Source organism: Streptomyces sp. NPDC042346 (genome assembly GCF_055581845.1).
In genome coordinates, this window is record NZ_JBVJEH010000001.1 from 1,581,735 (window position 1) to 1,599,985 (window position 18,251).

Consider the following 18,251-nt stretch of genomic DNA (forward strand, 5'->3'; position numbering starts at 1 on the left):
CTCACCGTGACTGTCACTGAACTGCTGTCGTACGACGCGGCCCTCGCGGCGTTCGACCCCGTCATGGGCCTGGAGGTCCATGTCGAGCTCGGCACCAAGACGAAGATGTTCTGCGGCTGCTCGACCGAGCTGGGCGCGGAGCCGAACTCGCAGACGTGCCCGACCTGCCTCGGCCTGCCCGGCTCGCTGCCGGTCGTCAACGCGATCGGCATCGAGTCCGCCATCAAGATCGGTCTCGCGCTGAACTGCGAGATCGCCGAGTGGTGCCGCTTCGCCCGGAAGAACTACTTCTATCCGGACATGCCGAAGAACTTCCAGACCTCCCAGTACGACGAGCCGATCGCCTTCAACGGCTATCTGGACGTCCAGCTGGAGGACGGCGAGATCTTCCGCGTGGAGATCGAGCGCGCCCACATGGAGGAGGACACCGGCAAGTCCACCCACATCGGTGGCGCGACCGGCCGCATCCACGGCGCCTCGCACTCCCTGCTCGACTACAACCGGGCCGGCATCCCGCTCATCGAGATCGTCACCAAGCCGATCGAGGGCGCGGGCGAGCGGGCCCCCGAGGTCGCCAAGGCGTACGTCGCCGAGCTGCGCGAGCTGATCCGCGCCCTCGGTGTCTCCGAGGCGCGCATGGACAAGGGCCAGATGCGCTGCGACGTGAACCTGTCGCTGCGCCCGCACGGCGTCGAGAAGTTCGGCACCCGCTCGGAGACGAAGAACGTCAACTCGCTCCGTTCGGTGGAGCGCGCGGCGCGCTTCGAGATCCAGCGCCACGCGGCCGTGCTCACCTCCGGTGGCACGATCGTGCAGGAGACCCGTCACTTCCACGAGGACGACGGCTCCACCACCTCCGGCCGCATCAAGGACAACGCCGAGGACTACCGGTACTTCCCGGAGCCCGACCTCGTGCCCGTCGCCCCGGCCCGCGCCTGGGTCGAGGAGCTGCGGGGCGGTCTGCCCGAGCTGCCGCGGGTTCGCCGCAACCGGCTGCGCGAGGAGTGGGGCGTGTCCGAGCTGGACATGCAGTCCATCCTCAACGCGGGCGCGGTCGACTCGATCGTCGCCACGATCGAGGCGGGCGCGGACGCGACCTCGGCCCGCAAGTGGTGGATGGGCGAGCTCGCCCGCTCCTCCAACGAGCAGGGCGTCTCCCTGGAGGAGCTGGCGATCACGCCGTCGGACGTGGCCCGGGTCTCCGCCCTGGTCGCCGCCGGCGATCTGAACGACAAGCTGGCCCGCCAGGTCATCGAGGGCGTTCTCGCGGGCGAGGGCACCCCGGACGAGGTCGTCGAGAAGCGCGGTCTGAAGGTCGTCTCCGACGACGGCGCGCTCGGCACGGCGGTCGACGAGGCCATCGCGGGCAACGCGGCCATCGCGGACAAGATCCGCGGCGGCAAGGTCGCGGCGGTCGGCGCTCTCGTGGGCGCGGTCATGAAGGCCACCCGCGGCCAGGCGGACGCGGCGAAGGTCAAGGACCTGATCCTGGAGAAGCTGGGCGTCAGCGAGGGCTGAGGCCCGAAGGACGCGTGACGAGGGGCGGTACGGCTGTCGTGAGACGGCCGTACCGCCCCTTCCTCATGGGGCGGTACGGCCTGTCCGGCGGATCAGAGACGGACAGGCGCTAGGCGAGCACCTCGTAGGTCAGGGTGTAGTCGGCGTCGTCCTCGGTGAACTTGTACTCCAGTTCTCCTTGGCCCAGTTGTGACCGGCCCGCGTAAAAGCGGCCGAGAAGGTCGTCGTCGTCCGGGGAATCGTCGTCGAAGAGTTCTACGCGGGCGCGGGTGCCGAAGTCGACCAGCGGGACGGCGGACAGGTCCGCGGTGTCTCCGTTGTTCAGGCCCGGCGATTCCGCACCCCACACCTGAACCCCGTTGACCAGCAGGCGCTGTTCGTCCTCCCCCCTGTCGTCCTCCGTCGTCGTGCAGTGGAGAGAAATCAGGCGAAGCCTCATTACCACCCCCAAGGAATTGTCGAGCAGGTGATTCGAGGGTAGAGGCGTATTCGGGTGCCGGGCAATGGAGCGCTGCCCGGCGCAATAGCGGCGCATTGCCCGTGAATTGATGCGCCCCCGGCGTTCCCGAATGGGCGGCCCATAAACTGGAATGTTTGTGCGTGGGCGTTCACCGCCGTGTCCCCGAGGGGTCTTCTCGGCGTCATCCCGCCTCACTACCGTCCCCGGCGTACCAACCAATGGCTCGAAGGCGAACCATTGGCCGTCGACTGGAGGTCGGTCTTGTCATCCGAGAAGTCACCCGAGCTGTCCCGCAGAAGGCTCCTCGCACTGGGCGGCGGCGCCCTCGGTGTCGCCGCGGCCGGCTCGCTGCTGCCGCCGTCCTTGCAGGCCGCGATGGCCGCGGAGCCGCCGGCCGGCGGGCTGGGGGCGGTCCGGCACGTGGTGATCCTCATGCAGGAGAACCGTTCCTTCGACCACTACTTCGGCACCCTCCGCGGCGTCCGCGGATTCGGCGACCGCAACGCCATCGAACTGCCCTCCGGAAAGCCGGTGTTCGAGCAGCCGGCCGCGCTCGGCCGGACCGTGCTGCCGTTCCCGATCCGTGGCGCCGCCGAGACGCAGCAGAAGGACCTCCAGTACATCGGCGACCTCGACCACTCCTGGAGCGGCGGCGGCAAGGCCTGGCGCGGCGGCTGGATGGACGGCTGGGTCTCGGCCAAGACCGCCGCCACCATGGCGTACTACGACCGGCAGGACATCCCCCTGCACTACGAGCTCGCCGACACCTTCACCATCTGCGACGCCTACCACTCGTCGATCCACACCTCGACGAGCCCCAACCGCAACCACCTCTGGTCCGGCTGGACCGGCTTCGAGGCCGACGGCAGCCGAGCCGTCACCAACGCCGCCTACGCCGAGGGCACCCACCCCGGATACGGCTGGCCCACCTATGCCGAGCGGCTCGAAGCCGCCGGGCGGAGCTGGAAGACGTACACGGAGTGGGAGAACTTCACCGACAACAACATCGAGTTCTTCACCACCTTCAAGAACATCGCCCGCAAGGCGCTCGCCGGGACCGGCGGACACACCTTCATGGAGTCCTTCTACGCGGCCGTCCGCGACACCGACGACCCGACCGAGCGGACCCGCCTCCTCGGCCTCCTGGAGGAGGGCGTCGCCGGCCTCACCGAGGCCGAGCGCTCCCTCTTCGAGCGCGGACTGCGCCGTGTCGAGAGCGGCACCCTCGCCGACGCCTTCCGCGCCGACATCGCCGCCGGCACGCTCCCCGAGGTCTCCTACCTTGTGCCCTCCGCGATCGACTCCGAGCACCCCGGCTCCTCCTCGCCGGTCGCCTCCGCGAGCCTGGTCTACAAGGTGCTCGAAGCCCTCGGCTCGCACCCGGACGTCTGGCGCCACACCGTCGTCCTGATCAACTACGACGAGAACGACGGCTTCTTCGACCACGTGCCGCCGCCCGTCCCGCCGGCCGACAACACGGACGAGCGCTGGAAGGGCCAGCCCACCGGCCTCGGCATCCGTGTCCCGCTGCTCGTCGTCTCCCCCTGGTCGGTCGGCGGCTACGTCTGCTCCGAGACCTTCGACCACACTTCCGTGATCCGCTTCCTGGAGAAGCTGACCGGGATCGCCGAGCCCAACATCACGCCCTGGCGCCGGGCCGTCACCGGCGACCTCACCTCCGCGTTCGACTTCAAGCGGGGCCGCCGGCAGCCGCCCGTCGAGCAGCCCGGCCCGATCCCGCCGTTCACCGGCCGCTGGCGGCCCCAGCCCCCGGCCGTCCAGCGGATGCCCGTCCAGGAGCCCGGCTCCCGCCCGGCCCGCCCCCTGCCGTACCAGCCGGACGCCGCCGCGACCGTCGCGCCGGGTGCCGTGACCGTGGCCCTGCGGAACACCGGCAGGGCGAGCGCGCACTTCGCCCTCTATCCGTACGCGGGCGAGTTCGCCGTCCCGCAGCACCGGGACGTCAGGGGGGCGGGGGAGTGGACCGTCCCCGTTACGGGTGATCATTACCGCTTCACGATCACCGGCCCGAACGGCTTCCGCCGCGAGTTCGAGGGCCCCGCGGCCGGCGGCGCCGAGCTCGCCTCGCGCCTCGACCACCACGACCGTGACCTGCACCTCACCGTACGGAACACGGGCCCGGCCGCGCTCGCCTTCACCGTCCGGCCGCTCGGGTACGTCGACGAGCGCGACCTCGCCGACTGGACCCGCACGGTCACCGTGAAGCCCGGGAAGACCCGTACGGTCGTGCACTCGGCCGCCGACGCGCACGGCTGGTACGACGTCGAGGTCACCGCGCCCGGTGGCTTCCGCCGCCGCCTCATGGGCCACATCGAGAACGGGCGCCCCAGCGTCTCCGGCTGACCCCACCGTCTCCGGGCGACTCCCCTCCGTGTGCGGGGGCAGGGACTTCGGTCCCGAACCCCGCACACGGCTGTGAGCATCGACACGAAAGGGGCAAACGATCAGTTTTGGCTGCAAGAGTGGGCGCAATTAGGTCATGCGTTCTTCTCGGGCCGCTCCCGTGCAAGATCCACGAACCATCCAGGGAGCACGTCCTTTGGCAGCCATCGCCCGATGGTGCATCCGGCACCGTCTCGTCGTCGTTCTCCTCTGGCTCCTCGCCCTCGGCGGAGTCGGCACCGGTGCGGTCCTGGCCGGAAACGCGTACTCCAACGACTACGAGGTCCCCGGCACCGAATCCGGCCGGGCCACCGCACTCCTCGACCGCGGCTTCCACGGCCTCGGCGGCGACAGCGACACCATCGTCTGGCACACCGAGCAGGGCAGCGTCCGCGCCGACGCCGTCGAGCAGCGCATGACCGCGATGCTCGACAAGGTCGCCGAGCTCCCCGGGATCGCCGCCGTGACCTCTCCTTACGGAGACACCGCGGCCGCCGCGGACACCGCGGGGCAGATCAGCGAGGACGGGCGCACCGCCTACGCCACCGTCACCTTCGACGCGCAGGCCGACGACATCCCCCCGGCCCAGGCCGAGGCCCTCGTCGACACCGCGAAGGCGGCCGAGGCGGGGAGCGAAGGCCTCCAGGTCGAGCTGGGCGGCACCGCCGTCGCCCTCACCGAGGCCCCCGGCGGCCACATCGCCGAGGTCGTCGGCGTCGCCGTCGCGGCCCTCGTCCTCTTCCTCGCCTTCGGCTCGCTCGCCGCCTCCGTGCTCCCCATCGCGACCGCGCTGGTCAGCGTCGGCATCGCGTACTCCGGAATCGTCCTGCTCGGCCACCTGATGACCGTCGCCGACTTCGCCCCCATGCTGGGCATGCTCGTCGGCCTCGGCGTCGGCATCGACTACGCGCTCTTCATCGTCACCCGGCACCGGAAGGGCCTCAAACGCGGTCTCCCCGTCCCCGAGGCCGCCGAGATCGCCGTCGCCACCACCGGCCGCGCCGTCGTCTTCGCCGGGGCCACCGTCTGCATCGCCCTGCTCGGCATGCTGATCCTGCGGCTCAGCTTCCTCAACGGCGTCGCCATCGCCGCCTCCCTCACCGTCGTCCTCACGGTCGCCGCCTCCATCACCCTGCTGCCCGCGCTCCTCTCGCTCATCGGCATGCGCGCCCTGTCCCGGCGCGAGCGGCGGGCCCTCGCCGAGCGCGGGCCGCAGCCCGAGCTCCCCACCGGCTTCGCCGCCCGCTGGTCCGCCTTCGTCGAGCGCCACCCGAAGCTGCTCGGGGCCGTCGCCGCCGTCGTCATGACCGTCCTCGCGCTGCCCACCCTCTCGCTCCACCTCGGCACCTCCGACCAGGGCAACGGGCCGGCCACCGCGACCACCAGGCAGGCGTACGACCTGATCGCCGACGGCTTCGGGCCGGGCGTCAACGGGCCCCTCACCCTCGTCGCCGGGCTGGACGGCGCCGACGACCGGGTCGCCCTCGACCAGCTGCCGGCCGCGCTCTCCGCCACCCACGGGGTCGCGTCCGTCTCCCCGGTCACGTACAACAGCGCCGGCGACACCGCCGTCCTCACCGTCGTCCCCGACTCCTCGCCCCAGTCCAAGGCGACCAGCGAGCTCGTCGACCGGCTCCGCCAGGACGTCCTCCCGAAGGCCGAGGCCGGCACCTCGCTGGACGTGCACGTCGGCGGCGTCACCGCCTCCTACGACGACTTCGCCGAGATCATCGTCGGCAAGCTGCCGCTCTTCGTCGGCGTCGTCATCGCGCTCGGCTGTCTGCTGCTCCTGCTGGCCTTCCGCTCGATCGGCATCCCGCTCAAGGCCGCCGCCATGAACGTCGCCGCCGTCGCCGCGGCCTTCGGCATCGTCGTGGCGATCTTCCAGTGGGGCTGGGGGAGCGAGCTCCTCGGTCTCGGCAGCGCCGGACCGATCGAACCCTTCCTCCCCGTGATCATGGTCTCCGTCCTCTTCGGGCTCTCCATGGACTACCAGGTCTTCCTGGTCAGCCGGATGTACGAGGAGTGGCTGGAGACCGGCGACAACCGGCGGGCGGTCCGGGTCGGCCTCGCCGAGACCAGCCGGGTGATCAACTCCGCCGCCGTCATCATGATCGCGGTCTTCCTCGCCTTCGTCCTCTCCGGCGACCGCGTCATCGCGATGTTCGGCATCGCGCTCGCCGCGGCCGTCGCCCTCGACGCCTTCGTCCTGCGCACCCTGCTCGTCCCCGCGCTCATGCACATGCTCGGCGGGGCGAACTGGTGGCTGCCGAAGCGGCTCGACCGGATCCTGCCCCGGATCAGCATCGAGCCGCCCGAGTGCCGCGCCGCGGCGGACGCCCGTGCGAAGATCCCGGGGCAACGCATGACGACGATTCCGACGGTCGAGGAGAACGACGATGTTCGCGATATCGCTGGGTGACGACGGCGCCGAGCTGCGGCCCCTGGAGCCCTGGCAGGCGGAGGAGTTCCTCGCCCACATGGACCGGGGCCGGGAGTTCGTCGGGCAGCACATCGGCCTCCCGGACGTCGTCGCGGACCTCGACTCCGCCCGCGCCTACCTCCAGTCGTACGCCGAGAAGGCCGCGAACGACGCCGGACGCATCTACGGCATCTGGACCGACGGCACGCTCGTCGGCGGCGTCCTCTTCCGGACCATGGACGTCGCGTACGGCATGGCCGAGGCGGGCTGCTGGCTGGAGCCCTCCGCCGCAGGGAAGGGCCTGATCACCCGGGCCTGCCGGGTCATCATCGACTGGGCGATCGAGGAGCGCGGCATCCACCGCGTCGAATGGCACGCCTCCTCCAAGAACGAGCCGAGCATCGCCGTCGCCCGCCGCCTCGGGATGACCCGGGAGGGCGTGCTGCGCGAGAACTACCCGTACCGCGGCACCCGCTCCGACACCGAGATCTGGGCCGTCCTCGCGCCCGAGTGGCGCGCGGCCAAGACCGCCGCCGAGACCGCTGCCGAGATCACCGCCGAGACGGCGGCCACGGCGTCTTAAGGCCGTTCTCATGTGGGCCGCCTAGCGTGCGCCGCATGGACATCACGAAGACCGACGAGAAGACCGAAGAGACGGCGACGGAGCCGAAGACCGAGGCCTCCCCGGAGGTCGAGGCGGCTGCGGAGGCCTCCGCGGAGCCGGCCGCCCAGGACGCCCTTGACGACGCCGACGAGGCGGACGACGCGGACGACGACGAGGTGCCGGCCGAGGTCTCCGCCGGCACGGGCGTCGGCGCCGGCGGCGCGGCCGTGGTCTCCGCCGCCCTCGGCGCCGTCGCGCTCACCGGCACCTGGACGGGCAAGGTCGTCTCCGAGCGCGAGACGCTCATCGGGCAGATCCACTCCCAGTCCGGCACCCCGGCCCAGCAGATCTCCGAGATCTACGGAGACGCCTGGCACAGCACCGCCCTGGTCAACGGCGTCTTCGCGCTGCTCGCGCTCGTCACCGCCGTCCTCGTCCTGGTCCTCGTCCGCCCCGAGCGCCCCGCCTGGGTCCGGGCGGTCGCCCTCGCCGGCGCCGTCCTGGGCGGCCTCGGGCTGCTCCTGTCGGTCGGTACCTACTTCGACCTCTTCCTGAGCCTGCCCACCACCGGGTCCTGAGTCGGGTACCGAGCCGTCTAAGGACCCCCCAGGGCCCGCCTAAGGCCCCCCGTACCCCGAACATGCGGCACTCGCCCGATGTGACCGCACCCCCTGGGAGCCGAGAGTAGAGGCATCGCAAGGAGCGATACCGAAACCCGAAGCCACCAGGGAGCACACGATGTTCGAGTACGAACTCCACCGCATGAACCACGCCCAGCTCGTCCGTGAGGCCGCCGCACAGCGACTGACCCACGAGGCCGCCGAGTCCACCGGCTCCGCCCGGGGCCTGCGCCGCTTCGGTCGCCGCAATGGGGGCCATGACACGGAGGGGCAGGTGAGCGGCGCCGGACGCGGTCACTTCGTCCGGGCCGCGTGACCCCCGTATGAGCGACCGTACGGATGGTTGTGCGATGCTCGGCGCCGTGGAGACCAGGTCAGTCAGTCCCGTCTTCGTCGGCCGAGCCGGCGAACTCACCGCCCTCACCGAGGCGCTCTCCCGCGCGACCGCGGGAGAGCCCCAGGCCCTGCTCGTCGGCGGGGAGGCGGGGGTCGGCAAGACCCGGCTCATCGAGGAGTTCCTCGACACCGCCTGCGACCGGGGAGCCGTCGTCGCCGTCGGCGGCTGCGTGGAGCTCGGCGCCGACGGACTGCCCTTCGCGCCCTTCGCCACCGCCCTGCGCTCGCTCCGCCGCAAGCTGCCCGACGAACTGACCGCCGCCGCCGACGGCCAGGAGGGCGAGCTCGCCCGGCTGCTGCCCGAACTCGGCGACCCCGGCAGCCACGAGTCCTCCGAGGAGGACTCCACCGCACGCCTCTTCGAACTCACCGTACGGCTCCTGGAGCGGCTCGCCGCCGACCGTACGATCGTGCTCGTCCTGGAGGACCTGCACTGGGCCGACACCTCCACCCGGCACCTGCTCACCTACCTCCTCCGCACCCTCCGCCGCGGCCGGATCGTGGTCGTCGCCAGCTACCGCGCCGACGACATCCACCGCCGCCACCCCCTGCGCCCCCTCCTCGCCGAACTCGACCGGCTCCGCACCATCCGCCGCATCGAGCTCTCCCGCTTCACCCGCACCGAGGTGCACCGCCAGCTCACCGGCATCCTCGCCGCCGAACCCGCACCCGGGCTCGCCGAGGAGATCTTCGAACGCTCCGACGGCAACGCCTTCTTCGTCGAGGAGCTCGTCGTCTCCCACGAGGCCGGCTGCGCCCCCGGCCAGCTCAGCGACTCCCTGCGCGACCTCCTGCTCGTCCGGGTCGAGACGCTCTCCGAGGACGCCCAGCGGGTCGCCAGGATCGTCGCCGAGGGCGGCTCCACCGTCGAGTACGGCCTGCTCGCCGCCGTCTCCCGGCTCACCGAGGACGAGCTCATCGAGGCGCTGCGGGCCTGCGTCGGCGCCAACATCCTGCTCGCCGTCCCCGACGGCGACGGCTACCGCTTCCGCCACTCCCTCGTCCGCGAGGCCGTCAGCGACGACCTGCTCCCCGGCGAACGCTCCCGCCTCAACCGCCGCTACGCCGAGGCCCTGGAGGCCGACCCCGCGCTCGTCCGGCCCGACGAGCGGGCCACCCGGCTCGCCACGTACTGGTACCACGCGCACGACCCGGCCAAGGCCCTGCCGGCCGTCCTCCGCGCCTCCGTCGCCACCCGCAAGCGCCACGCGTACGCCGAGCAGCTCCGGCTCCTGGAGCGGGCCATGGAGCTCTGGGACGAGGCCCCCGCCGAGATCCGCCGCGGACTCCGGCCCATGGACTACGCCGAGGCCTACCCCGCGTGCGGCTGCGACCCCGAGACCACCCCGCTGAGCTACCTCGACCTCCTCGCCGAGGCCGCCGTCGCCGCCCGGTTCAGCGGCGAACACGAACGCGCCCTGAAGATCGGCCGGATGGCGCTGCGCCTCCTCGACGGCGAGGAGGTGAACGACCCCCTGCGCGCCGCCTGGTTCTGGACCGAGAGGGCCCGCTTCCAGTCCAACCTCGGCCGCGGCGACGGCTGGGAGGAGATCGCCCGCGCCCAAGAACTCGTCAAGGGCCTCCCGCCGTCCGCCGTCCACGCCGTCGTCCTCGTCGGCGCCGCCGGCTGGGGCATGCTCCGCAACCCCGGCCCCGAGGCCCTCACCGCCGCCGAACGCGCCGTCGAGTACGCCCGGCACGTCAAGGCCGAGTCGATCGAACTCAACGCCCGCCTCACCCTCGGCACCATCATGACCGCCGCGGGGGACGTCGAGGCCGGCCTCGCCGAGATGCACGAGGTACGGGAACGGACCACGTCCCTCGGCCAGTTCAGCGAGGCCGCGCGCGCCCACATCAACATCTCCTCCGCCCTGGAGTCCCTCGGCCGCTCCGGCGAGGCCGTCGAGATCGCCGACTCCGGCATCCGCCTCGCCCGCACGTACGGACTCGTCGGCAGCGTCGGCTGGATCGAGGCCAACCGCGCCGAGTCCCTCCTCTCCCTGGGCCGCTGGGACGAGGCCCGGGAGGCCGCCGAGCGGCTCCAGAGCTCGGCCTCCGGCACCAAGCCCCGGGGCTCGGCCTCCCTCCGCCTCGCCCAGCTCGCCGCCGCGCGGGGCGAGCTCGACGCGGCCACCCGCCACCTCGCCGCCGCCTGCGCCGTCTACGGCACCCGCGACCCGATCCCGCAGTACACCCTGCCCATGGCCCAGGTCGCGATCGCCGTGGCCGCCGCCGAGGGCCGCGTCCAGGACGTCCGGGCCCAGCTCGCCGCCGCCACGGAGGCAGGATTCCCGCCCGGCACCCACCGCTACGGCTGGCCGCTCCTCCTCACGGCCGCCGCCGCCGAGGCCGACAGCCGGGGCCTGCCCGCGGCCGACGAGGGCCGCGCCGAGGCGCTCGCCATGATCCGCCGCGGCCTCCGTGCCCTCGCCGCCCCCGCCCCGATCTGGGCCGCCCACTCCCTCCAGGTCTCCCAGGAGCTGGCCCGCGCCGAGGGCCGCGAGTCAGCCGCCCGCTGGACCGAGGCCGTCGCCGCCTACGAACCGCTGGACCGCCCCGCCCAGCTGGCCCGCGCCCGCCACCGCCTCGCCGACGCCCTGCTCGTCGAGGGCGGCCACCGGGAGGAGGCCACGGCCCTGCTCCGCGAGGCCCACGCCACCGCCGTCCGTCTCGGGGCCCGCCCGCTCCGCGAGGACGTGGAACTCCTCGCCGCCCGTGCCCGCCTCTCCCTGGCCCCCGACAAGCAGCCCCCGGCGGCCGCGGAGCCCGGCGACGACAGCTTCGGCCTGACCCCGCGCGAGCAGGACGTCCTGCGCCTGGTCGCGGCCGGCCGCACCAACCGGCAGATCGCCGAGGAGCTCTTCATCTCACCGAAGACGGCGAGCGTCCACGTCTCCAACATCCTCGCCAAGCTCGGCGTCGCCGGCCGAGGCGAAGCCGCCGCCCTCGCCCACCGGCTCCACCTCCTCGGCACGACCCTCTGACCCCGGTCGGGGGATCCGTATCGTCACGCGGCCCGAGGTCAGGTCTATCGGGCCGCGCGACGGATCCGCGTCCCCCGGGTCCTCCCGGGTGAGGGCCTGCCGCCGCAGCTCCTCCTCGGCGTGCCGGCGTCCCGGCGCGAAGAGCTCCGCGATCGGATCGAACACGGTCACCACCTCCCTCACCTCACCTCCAGCCGGAGGATCCTGTCGTCCCCGGGCTCGGGCGTGCCCCGGGTGTCGGTCTCGCTGCTCACCAGCCAGAGCCGGCCGTCGCCCCCGGCGAGAACCGTGCGCAGGCGTCCGTACTCACCTGACAGGAACGCCTCGGGGTCCCCGGAGCGTTCCGCTCCGGAGAGCGGAACGCGCCACAGCCGCTCACCCCTGAGCCCGGCCATCCAGATCGCGCCCCGTGCGTACGCGATGCCGCTCGGGGAGGCCTCCGACGTCGGCCACTGGGCCACCGGGTCCACGAACCCCTCCCGGCCCGCCTGCCCCTCGGCCTCGGGCCAGCCGTAGTTCTTCCCCGGCTCGATCAGATTCAGCTCGTCCCAGGTGTTCTGCCCGAACTCGGCCGCCCACAGCCGCCCGGCCGTGTCCCAGGCGATCCCCTGCACATTGCGGTGCCCGTACGAATAGACCACCGAGCCGGCGAAGGGATTGCCCGGCGCCGGTCTGCCCTCCGGCGTCATCCGCAGGATCTTCCCGCCGAGCGAGCCCCGGTCCTGCGCCAGGCCCGTCCGGCCCGTCTCGCCGGTCCCCGCGTACAGCATCCCGTCCGGGCCGAACGCGATCCGCCCGCCGTTGTGCACGACGCCCTTCGGGATGCCGGTCAGCACCGGCTCCGGCGCCCCGAGCCGGTCGCCGTCCCCGCCGCCGTACCGCATGCGCACGATGCGGTTGTCCGAGGCGGCCGTCAGATACGCGTACACCCAGCCGTCGTGGACGGCGAGCCCCATGAGCCCGCCCTCGCCCTCCGGGACCACCCCCGGCACCTCGCCGAGCGGGGTCTTCGCGCCGCTCTTCCCGTCGACCCGGGTGATCGTCCGCTCGTCCCGCGAGGAGACCAGCAGGTCGCCCCCCGGCAGCTCGGCGAGGCCCCAGGGAGACTTCAGCCCCTCGGTGAGCGTGCCCGCCACCGACACCCGCCCGCCGCCCGGAGACGCGGTCCCGGACGCGGACCCCGAGGCCGGCACCGACGCGGAGGCCGTCGCCGACGTCGGCGGAGCCGTACCCGGACGGTCCTCCGTACCGCCCGAGGAGCAGCCCGCCACGAGCGCCAGCACGGCGGCGCCCCACAGGGCCTTCAGCACAACTGGACGGCTCATGGTCCGGTCCCCTTCGACGAGTCGAGCGGCATCCTCACACCCTTGATACACCGCTCGCCCCGATCGGGTTCCCGCCCACCGACGCCGGTTTCCGCGCGGCGCTCAGTCCCACGACCCCCGGGGCGCCGGCAGCGCCGCGATCTCCGCGAGGTCCCCGGCCGTCAGCCGCAGCCCGGCCGCCCGCGCGTTCTCCACCACCCACCGCTCCCGCTTCGCGCCCGGCACCGGCACGACGTGCTGCCCGCGGCCGAGCACCCACGCCAGCGCCACCTGCGCCGGGGTGACCTCGGTCCCGTGGCGCGCGGCGACCCGCCGCAACCCCGCCACCAGCGGCTGGTTCGCCGCCATCATCTCGGCCGTGAACCGGGGGTGCCGGGCCCGCGGGTCGTCCGGCTCGAAGCCGCCGCCCGGGGTCAGCGTGCCCGTGAGGAAACCGTTCCCCAGCGGCATCGCCGCCAGGAAGCCGACCCCGCGGGCCGCGCACCACGGCAGCAGCCGGACCAGCGCCTCCTGCGACCACACCGACAGCTCGGCCTCGACGGCCGCCACCGGGAACACCTGCTGGATCCGCTCCAGTTGGCGAATCGTTCCCTCGTATCCGTCGCGGCTGACGCCCGTCGCGCCCCTGCGGGCCGACCGCGTGCCGACCGCACAGAGCCCGAGCGCCCGCACCTTGCCCGCCGACACCAGCTCGGCCATCGCGCCCCAGGTCTCCTCGACGGGCACCTCGGGGTCCGCGCGATGGAGCTGGTAGAGGTCGATCACATCGGTCTGGAGGCGCCGCAGCGAGGCGTCGCAGGCCCGACGCACGTACCCCGGCCTGCCGTTGGCGACCACGTGCCGCCGCCCGCCGCCGTCGCCGACGAGCAGTCCGCACTTCGTCGAGACGAAGGCCTCCGCCCGCCGCTCCTTCAACACCCGCCCCAGCAGCAGCTCGTTGGTGAACGGCCCGTACATGTCGGCGGTGTCGAGCAGGGTCACCCCGGCGTCCAGTGCCGTGTGCACGGTCCGCAGCGAGCGGTCCCCCCGTTGTTGCGAACGGCTGTACGCCCAGTTCATCGGCATGCACCCCAGGCCGATCGCACCCACGCCGAGCGCCGTCGCCCCGATAGTCCTGCGCTCCACCTGCCGGTACCCCTCCCTGTGCCGTCCCCCAAAGTAACCAATGGCCCACGGGATTCTTCGCATAGCCTCCCGGTCATGACATTCGAAGACAGCACCGCCGACGTGTGGCTTCCGGTTCCCGCGGACGAGATCGAAGGACTCCCCGCACCGGGCGAGTCGGGCCTGAACTACCGCTTCTGGGACGGCGGACCGACCTTCCCGGCCGATCCCGCGCGCTGCGCCTTCTACGTGGTCCCGTACATGAAGGGCTCGGAGATCGCCGTACGGCCGCTGGCGGCGATGACCTCGGTCCGGGCCGTGCAGACCCTGTCCGCGGGCATCGACCACGTCACGCCCGGCATCGGCTCGCTGCGGCCCGGGGTCGCCGTCTGCAACGCGAAGGGCGTGCACGAGGCCAGCACCGCCGAGCTCACGCTCGCGCTGATCCTGGCCTCGCTGCGCGGCATCCCCGGGTTCGTGCGGGGCCAGGACGCCGAGGAGTGGCGGGCCGGCTTCTACCCCGCGCTCGCCGACAAGTCCGTGCTGATCGTGGGGTACGGGTCGATCGGCGCCGCCATCGAGGACCGGCTCGCGCCGTTCGAGTGCGCGCGGGTGGCGCGCGTCGCGCGCTCCGCGCGCGCCACCGAGCGCGGCCCGGTCCACGCGCTCGCGGAGCTGCCCGCCCTGCTCCCGGAGGCCGACGTGGTCGTGCTGTCCACTCCGCTCACGCCCGCGACCCACCATCTCGCCGACGCCGGCTTCCTCGCCAGGATGAAGGACGGCGCGCTGCTCGTGAACGTCGCCCGCGGCCCGGTCGTGGACACGGCCGCGCTGCTCAAGGAGGTCGAGAGCGGACGGATCACGGCGGCGCTCGACGTCACCGACCCGGAACCGCTGCCGGCCGGGCATCCTTTGTGGCACGCTCCCGGTGTCCTGATCAGTCCCCATGTGGGCGGTTCCACTTCGGCGTTCATGCCGCGCGCGAAGCGGCTGATCGCGGGGCAGCTGCGGCGGTTCGCGGCGGGGGAGGAGCTGGCGAACGTCCTCCTCACCACCGGCTGAGCCCCAGGGGCCCGGCCGGTCCGGGGCGGGCGGAGTGCGCCCCCGACGCGCGCCGCTCACAAGCCCCCAGGTAGTCACGGAGAGTACTCCACCCCTGTCCCTGAGTGACGGTCCTGGTGTATCGTCCCGGAGTGGGGGGCTGCGTCGATGACGGGCTGACGCTGGGGAGCGAAGTGACGGGTCATCAGATTTCGAGGGGGGCGACGGGTGAAGCACGGCCGGAGGACCGACGATCCGGCCCGGCGGCGACGCCGCCGGCCGGCCTCCCGCACCCCGCAGCCGATCTCGCGCGCTCGGTGCCGGGCCAGGCCACGCCGCTCCGCGCACCCCGCTCCGCCGGACCGCACGACTGCGACGGGCACGCCCCCGGGGGTGCCGAGGAGCCGCCCGCGCGTCCGCACGAGCCGTCCGGGTGCGGTGGCGCGACGCCGGAGGGACCGGTGAGCGCGCCCGGGGCCGTCATCGTGCGCGGCCCCGTCGGCGGCGACTCCAAGAACCCCGGCCGCGACCGCTCCGGAATCGGCTCGATCGTCTCCCAGGTCGCCCTGGTGCTCATCTGCGCGGGCTACACGACCGGCGCGTCGCTCGGCTGGGGATCGCCGGAACTCGCCCTCTTCATGGGTGACTTCGGGCTCAGCATCGCCGCGCTCACCGCCGCGGTCTCCTGCTTCCTCTACGCCCGCGCCCACCGCGGCAGCGACCGCCCCGCGTGGCTGCTCTTCGCCTTCTCCTCCTTCATGGCCGCCGCGGGGAACGCGGTGTGGGGGTGGTACGAGGTCGTCCTGCGGACGCAGGTGCCCGACTCCTCCGTCGCCGACCTCTTCTTCTTACTCTTCGCGCCGCCCGCCATCGTCGGACTCCTCGTCCTGGCCAAGAAGCCCGTCACCCGGGCCGGCTGGGTCTGCCTCGGGCTCGACGCCTGGCTCATCGGCGGCTCCCTGCTCACGCTCTCCTGGAGCCTCGCCCTCGCGCGTACCGCGCACTTCGACGGCGAGTCCGTCGCCCAGGCCGCCCTGTCGCTCGCGTACCCGCTGCTCGACATCGTCCTGGTCAGCATGGTCCTGGCCCTGCACTTCCGGCGCTCCCAGGCGAACCGCTCGGCGACCAACACCGCGATCGCCGCGCTCGCCCTGACCGTCCTGTGCGACGCCCTGTTCACCTCGCCGCTGCTCCGCGAGAACTACGCCTCGGGCCAGCTCCTCGACGCCGGCTGGTTCGCCGGCTCCCTGCTCCTGGCGTACGCGCCCTGGGGCGTGCGGCGCCTGCCCGACAGCGCCGCCCCCGCCCGCGGTCCGTGGCTGCACAGCCGCCCGGTCGCGGGCTCGCTCGCCGCCCTCACCCCGTACCTCGCCGCCGCGGTCTGCACCCTCGGCATCCTGTACAACGTCGTCGAGGGCCGCAGGGTCGACCGGGTCGTCGTCCTCACCGGCTGCACGGTCGTGCTCGCCCTCGTCGTACGGCAGGGCATCATGCTCCTCGACAACATCGCACTGACCCACGAACTGGCCCAGAAGGAGAACCACTTCCGGTCCCTCGTGCAGGGTTCGAGCGACGTCATCATGATCGCCGCGCCGACCGGGATACTGCGCTACGTCAGCCCGGCCGCCACCGGCGTGTACGGACGCGAGGCCGAGGAGCTCATCGGCTCCGAGCTCGCCTCCCTCATCCATCCCGAGGACCTCGGCGCCGTCGTCCACGAGGTGCGCCGGTTCCTCGCGGCCTCGCCCGCCGAGGAGCCCACCACCCGCATCGAGTGCCGCTTCCGCTCGGGCCGCGGCGACTGGCTCAACGTCGAGTCGACGGTCAACCGCCACCAGGGCGGCCTCATCTTCAACAGCCGGGACGTGACCGAACGGGTCCGCCTCCAGGCCCAGTTGCAGCACAACGCCGAGCACGACCCGCTCACCGACCTGCCCAACAGGGCGCTCTTCACCCGGCGGGTCCGGCAGGCGCTCAGCGGCCGCAGGGCCTCCGACCCCGGCACCGCCGTGCTCTTCATCGACCTCGACGGCTTCAAGGGGGTCAACGACCGCCTCGGCCACCAGGCCGGCGACGACCTCCTCGTCCAGGCCGCCCGCCGCCTCCAGGAGTCCGTCCGGGCCGGCGACACCGCCGCCCGGCTCGGCGGGGACGAGTTCGCCGCCCTCATCCTCGGCGACGGCGGCCGCGAACAGGACGCCCGGGAGACCCAGGTCCAGGAGATCGCCGACCGGCTCCGGCTCACGCTCTCCCGGCCGTACCGCGTCGACGGCGGCAACGAGGTGCGGGTCGCCGCCTCCATCGGCGTCGCCTTCGCCGAGCCCGGCATGGAGGCGGGCGACCTCCTGCGCAACGCCGACCTCGCGATGTACCGCGCCAAGGCCGCGGGCAAGGACCGGGTCGAGCTGTACGCGCCGCAGATGCAGGCCGAGGTCGTCCGGCGGACCGAGCTGGCCGCCCGGCTGCGCACCGCCCTCCACGACGGCGAGTTCGCCCTGCTCCACCAGCCCGTCGTCGACCTCGGCACCGGCCGGATCTCCGCCGTCAGCGCCCAGGCGCGCTGGCGCTCGACCCAGGGCATCCTCTTCACTCCCGCCGAGTACCTCCGCGTCACCGACGACGGCGAGCGCACCGCCGAACTCGGCCGCTGGCTGCTCGAAGAGGCGGTGGAGCAGGCCGCCGAGCGGGCGGGAATCGGCCACCGCGCGCCCGTGTCCATCCGGCTCTCCGCCCGCCGCCTCCTCGACCGCTCGCTCCCGCTCGGCTCGATCGAGTCGCTGCTCACCCGGCACGGGCTGCCGTCCGGCTCGCTGATCATCGAGCTCGCCGACAGCGACCCCCGGACCTCGCTCGACGAACTCGAACAGCGCCTCGTGACCCTGCGCCGTCTCGGCGTGCGGATCGCCCTCGACGGATTCGGCAGCGGACATGTCGCGATCGACGCCCTCCGGCGGCTCCCCGTCGACATACTGAAGCTGGACCGAGGGCTCGTCGAGGGCGTGGTCGAGTCCGCCAGGCTCCGCAAGATCACCAGAGGGGTGCTCCGCATCGCCGGCGAACTGGGGATGCAGACCGTCGCCGAGGGCGTCGACGTACCGGAGCAGGTGCTCGCGCTGCGCGCCATGGGCTGCAGTCACGCCCAGGGCATGGCCTTCTCGGGCCCGCTCGACGAGTACCGCCTGCGCAGGGCCCTCGTACGGGACGAGTACCCGCTCCCCGGAGGGGTCCCCGTACGGGCCGGAAACCGTCCCCCGTTCCGCTCAAATACTGAGACGCCCGTCCCACCCACTTGACAGTCGTGAGGTGGGAGAGGGAGGGTCAGTGCCATGCGCACCCGAATTCTCGTACTTGGAAAGCGCGTCGGCTGAAGCGGG

General features: G+C 72.8%; 13 protein-coding genes. 9 read left to right on the forward strand and 4 right to left on the reverse strand.

The genetic code is table 11. From position 1 onward, the window contains the following. Nucleotides 1-6 precede the first annotated feature (6 nt). A complete protein-coding gene (gatB, locus tag ACZ6K0_RS07460; RefSeq protein ID WP_376399693.1) occupies nucleotides 7-1,518 on the forward strand; it encodes an Asp-tRNA(Asn)/Glu-tRNA(Gln) amidotransferase subunit GatB in 1,512 nt (503 codons plus the stop codon). A 109-nt stretch (nucleotides 1,519-1,627) separates the two neighbouring features. Here the strand turns inward: gatB and ACZ6K0_RS07465 are convergent, their stop codons facing one another. Then, nucleotides 1,628-1,957, reverse strand: coding sequence for a hypothetical protein (locus ACZ6K0_RS07465; protein ID WP_376399691.1), 330 nt, complete (start codon nucleotides 1,955-1,957; stop codon nucleotides 1,628-1,630). A gap of 282 nt (nucleotides 1,958-2,239) precedes the next feature. Here ACZ6K0_RS07465 and ACZ6K0_RS07470 point away from each other — a divergent pair, with 282 nt between their 5' ends. The 6 genes from ACZ6K0_RS07470 to ACZ6K0_RS07495 all read left to right on the forward strand — a co-directional run bounded on the left by ACZ6K0_RS07470 (nucleotide 2,240) and on the right by ACZ6K0_RS07495 (nucleotide 11,407). Beyond that, nucleotides 2,240-4,342 (forward strand): phosphocholine-specific phospholipase C, encoded by a 2,103-nt coding sequence (locus ACZ6K0_RS07470; RefSeq protein WP_469227578.1) that lies wholly within the window; start codon nucleotides 2,240-2,242, stop codon nucleotides 4,340-4,342. 196 nt (nucleotides 4,343-4,538) lie between these two features. Then, nucleotides 4,539-6,803: an MMPL family transporter gene (locus ACZ6K0_RS07475; protein ID WP_469227577.1), complete on the forward strand. Its 2,265-nt coding sequence runs from the start codon at nucleotides 4,539-4,541 to the stop codon at nucleotides 6,801-6,803. Continuing rightward, complete coding sequence (locus ACZ6K0_RS07480; RefSeq protein ID WP_376399683.1) at nucleotides 6,781-7,386, forward strand: GNAT family N-acetyltransferase; 606 nt, start codon at nucleotides 6,781-6,783, stop codon at nucleotides 7,384-7,386. The genes ACZ6K0_RS07475 and ACZ6K0_RS07480 overlap by 23 nt, the downstream gene beginning before the upstream one ends. Before the next feature lie 35 nt (nucleotides 7,387-7,421). Further along, complete coding sequence (locus ACZ6K0_RS07485; protein WP_469227576.1) at nucleotides 7,422-7,985, forward strand: hypothetical protein; 564 nt, start codon at nucleotides 7,422-7,424, stop codon at nucleotides 7,983-7,985. Nucleotides 7,986-8,145: 160 nt separating this feature from the next. Beyond that, nucleotides 8,146-8,343: a hypothetical protein gene (locus ACZ6K0_RS07490; protein WP_376399677.1), complete on the forward strand. Its 198-nt coding sequence runs from the start codon at nucleotides 8,146-8,148 to the stop codon at nucleotides 8,341-8,343. 7 nt (nucleotides 8,344-8,350) lie between these two features. Continuing rightward, on the forward strand, nucleotides 8,351-11,407 hold the full coding sequence (locus ACZ6K0_RS07495; protein ID WP_469227575.1) for a helix-turn-helix transcriptional regulator: 3,057 nt from the start codon (nucleotides 8,351-8,353) through the stop codon (nucleotides 11,405-11,407). On the opposite strand, the gene ACZ6K0_RS07500 is transcribed toward ACZ6K0_RS07495, so the two are convergent. The 3 genes from ACZ6K0_RS07500 to ACZ6K0_RS07510 form a co-directional block, all read right to left on the reverse strand. Beyond that, nucleotides 11,291-11,590, reverse strand: a complete 300-nt coding sequence (locus ACZ6K0_RS07500) for a DUF6191 domain-containing protein (protein WP_469575405.1) — start codon at nucleotides 11,588-11,590, stop codon at nucleotides 11,291-11,293. The genes ACZ6K0_RS07495 and ACZ6K0_RS07500 overlap by 117 nt on opposite strands. Further along, the gene (locus ACZ6K0_RS07505; protein ID WP_376399672.1) at nucleotides 11,587-12,732 is read right to left on the reverse strand and encodes a PQQ-dependent sugar dehydrogenase; all 1,146 of its coding nucleotides are present in this window, start codon (nucleotides 12,730-12,732) and stop codon (nucleotides 11,587-11,589) included. The genes ACZ6K0_RS07500 and ACZ6K0_RS07505 overlap by 4 nt, the downstream gene beginning before the upstream one ends. A 102-nt stretch (nucleotides 12,733-12,834) precedes the next feature. Continuing rightward, complete coding sequence (locus ACZ6K0_RS07510; RefSeq protein ID WP_376399669.1) at nucleotides 12,835-13,857, reverse strand: aldo/keto reductase; 1,023 nt, start codon at nucleotides 13,855-13,857, stop codon at nucleotides 12,835-12,837. 102 nt (nucleotides 13,858-13,959) lie between these two features. Between ACZ6K0_RS07510 and ACZ6K0_RS07515 the strand changes: the two genes are divergently transcribed. Beyond that, a complete protein-coding gene (locus tag ACZ6K0_RS07515) occupies nucleotides 13,960-14,898 on the forward strand; it encodes a 2-hydroxyacid dehydrogenase (RefSeq protein ID WP_469227991.1) in 939 nt (312 codons plus the stop codon). 440 nt (nucleotides 14,899-15,338) lie between these two features. After that, complete coding sequence (locus ACZ6K0_RS07520) at nucleotides 15,339-18,170, forward strand: putative bifunctional diguanylate cyclase/phosphodiesterase (RefSeq protein ID WP_376399666.1); 2,832 nt, start codon at nucleotides 15,339-15,341, stop codon at nucleotides 18,168-18,170. The last annotated feature ends 81 nt before the right edge of the window (nucleotides 18,171-18,251 follow it).

Bases quoted from the DNA above. Each gene is read 5' to 3' on its own strand.
- ACZ6K0_RS07465 (WP_376399691.1), bottom strand. From the start codon at position 1,957: ATGAGGCTTCGCCTGATTTCTCTCCACTGCACGACGACGGAGGACGAC.
- ACZ6K0_RS07480 (WP_376399683.1), top strand. From the start codon at position 6,781: ATGTTCGCGATATCGCTGGGTGACGACGGCGCCGAGCTGCGGCCCCTG.
- ACZ6K0_RS07485 (WP_469227576.1), top strand. From the start codon at position 7,422: ATGGACATCACGAAGACCGACGAGAAGACCGAAGAGACGGCGACGGAG.
- ACZ6K0_RS07490 (WP_376399677.1), top strand. From the start codon at position 8,146: ATGTTCGAGTACGAACTCCACCGCATGAACCACGCCCAGCTCGTCCGT.
- ACZ6K0_RS07495 (WP_469227575.1), top strand. From the start codon at position 8,351: ATGAGCGACCGTACGGATGGTTGTGCGATGCTCGGCGCCGTGGAGACC.
- ACZ6K0_RS07505 (WP_376399672.1), bottom strand. From the start codon at position 12,732: ATGAGCCGTCCAGTTGTGCTGAAGGCCCTGTGGGGCGCCGCCGTGCTG.